The sequence below is a fragment of the Paraburkholderia sp. SIMBA_027 genome, assembly GCF_046535315.1.
GTDB lineage: Bacteria > Pseudomonadota > Gammaproteobacteria > Burkholderiales > Burkholderiaceae > Paraburkholderia > Paraburkholderia tropica.
In genome coordinates, this window is record NZ_JAWRWY010000929.1 from 1 (window position 1) to 260 (window position 260).

The window sequence follows — 260 nt, forward strand, 5'->3', positions numbered from 1 at the left end:
CGGGCTCACACGTGATCGGCAAGTTTACGCGTGTCGGGGCGTGGATGCGAAGGACCTATTATAAAATCCGTTGTTTACTTTGACTTCGCGGCATCCGCACTCGTGACTTCCCGCCTATTTGCCCTGATTCCGTGCGCAGGCACCGGCAGCCGTTCCGGCGCCGCGATGCCCAAACAGTATCGCACCGTTGCCGGCCGCGACATGTTGCATTACTCGCTGGCCGCTTTCGACGCGTGCAGTGAGTTTGCGCAAACGCTGGT

1 protein-coding gene is annotated in these 260 nt (G+C 59.6%); it reads left to right on the plus strand.

The features are described from left to right. Positions 1-102: 102 nt before the first annotated feature. Positions 103-260, plus strand: a 158-nt coding sequence (locus tag SB764_RS41820) for a 2-C-methyl-D-erythritol 4-phosphate cytidylyltransferase (protein WP_410867009.1), incomplete at its 3' end; no start/stop codon positions are given.